The 1,542-nt window shown below is 62.7% G+C and carries 3 protein-coding genes; all 3 read left to right on the top strand.

The genetic code is table 11. The annotated features are described in order from the left end of the window. The coding region (locus ABZ345_RS47425) for a hypothetical protein (RefSeq protein ID WP_359862358.1) at positions 1–245 on the top strand (245 nt) is incomplete at its 5' end. Positions 246–550: 305 nt separating this feature from the next. After that, positions 551–1,048, top strand: a complete 498-nt coding sequence (locus ABZ345_RS47420; protein WP_359862361.1) for a hypothetical protein — start codon at positions 551–553, stop codon at positions 1,046–1,048. Continuing rightward, a complete protein-coding gene (locus ABZ345_RS47415; RefSeq protein WP_359862359.1) occupies positions 946–1,203 on the top strand; it encodes a site-specific integrase in 258 nt (85 codons plus the stop codon). The genes ABZ345_RS47420 and ABZ345_RS47415 overlap by 103 nt, the downstream gene beginning before the upstream one ends. Positions 1,204–1,542: the final 339 nt, after the last annotated feature.

Below are 1,542 nucleotides of genomic sequence, written 5' to 3'. Positions count from 1 at the left end.
CATGTCCAGGGTCCGACACGCCGCGCCTGCGTCAACCAGTCACAGCAGAAGTCCCTTGTCCGCCAACACATCCAGACCAGGATGAAAAAGGCTCACTGCGCGATATTTTCGCGCAAGGCGGCGACCTGGATTCACCGAGCTACCGGGAAACCCTTACGGTGTACCAACATGCTCTCAAGGACCTTCGCAATGTCATGCGGGAGGACCTCGGAACCCCATCACTCGTAGACGACGTTAACTTCTGATCGTCCGCACGTGCCGCAGCGGGTGTGATCGAGTAGCTGACACACCGGCCGTCGTCTGTCGTCGAGGTATGACTCACACAGATGCGCCGCCTGTTGATGTTGTGCTGCGGCTAGCAGCTTCCGCGTATCTCGGCCGCTACACGGGTGTCTCACGGATGCACTCGGAGTCGGACCTGCAGATCTTCTTCACGTGGTGCCAGCAGCGCGAGCTCGTACCGCTCGCGGCGGGACGGGCGCAGATCGAGTTGTACGTGCGGTGGATGCAGGAAGTCCGGCGGTTCAAGCCGTCTACGGTGTCACGCAGGATGTCGGTCGTCACCGGATTCTACCGCACCTGCGTCATCGACACCGTGCTCGAGCACTCGCCGGCGGACTATGTGCGGCGCCCGGTGGTGCCCAACGAATCACCGACACTTGGCTTGTCGCATCTGCAGTTCGAAGCGCTGCTGACCGCGGCGCGGGAATCGGCCAACCGGTTCGACTTCGCTTTGGTGGCGATGCTCGGCCTGCTGGGGCTACGAGTGTTCGAAGCCTGCGCAACGGACATCAGCGATATCGGTGAGGAACACGGGCACCGGGTTCTGCGCGTTGTCGGCAAGGGCGGCAAGGTCGTGCTGGTGCCGTTGCCGCCCGCGCGATCGACCACGCTGTCGGCGAACGCGACCACGGCCCGATCCTGCTCAACCGACGAGACGTGCGCATGGACCGGCACTGCGCAACCCGCCGACTGCGCAGGCTGTCCGAGGTATCGGTTGTGCGCCTGCCGCGGATGCATCCACACATGCTGCGCCACACCTTCGTGACCACGATGCTCGACGCCGGCGTCGACCGACGCGACGTTCAGATCGCGGCCCGGCACGCCGACCCACGCACGACCATGCGCTACGACCGAGCCCGCAAGAACCTCGACCGGCACCCGAACTACATCCTGGCGGCCTACATGGCATCCGCAACCTGACACCTGATGCACTGTCCTGCCGACGAGCGGATGAACAGGCTTTGCGTGGATGGCTCCACGGGCGGGCTCAAAGGACACGATCGATCCGGTTGGGGCTGATAAGTCAGCAGCCATTCGGAGAAGCCGAGTGGATCTCGGACTACGGCATCGTCGCCGCGCCACCTGCGCCGAGGTGCTCGATGACGCAGTCGCGTAGGTCATCGCGGACTACCACAGCACTACTATTCATAACTTTCGTCGCAGTACTAGTGTTCTGTGATTCTGTTTGCTTTACATGCGTGTGACTGGTGATGGTGTTGGCTGTCGGGGTGGAGCTGACTGCCGATGAACAGGCTGAGC

Source organism: Lentzea sp. NPDC005914 (assembly GCF_040629405.1).
Lineage (GTDB): Bacteria > Actinomycetota > Actinomycetes > Mycobacteriales > Pseudonocardiaceae > Lentzea.
This window is presented reverse-complemented; position numbering and strand designations above follow the sequence as displayed.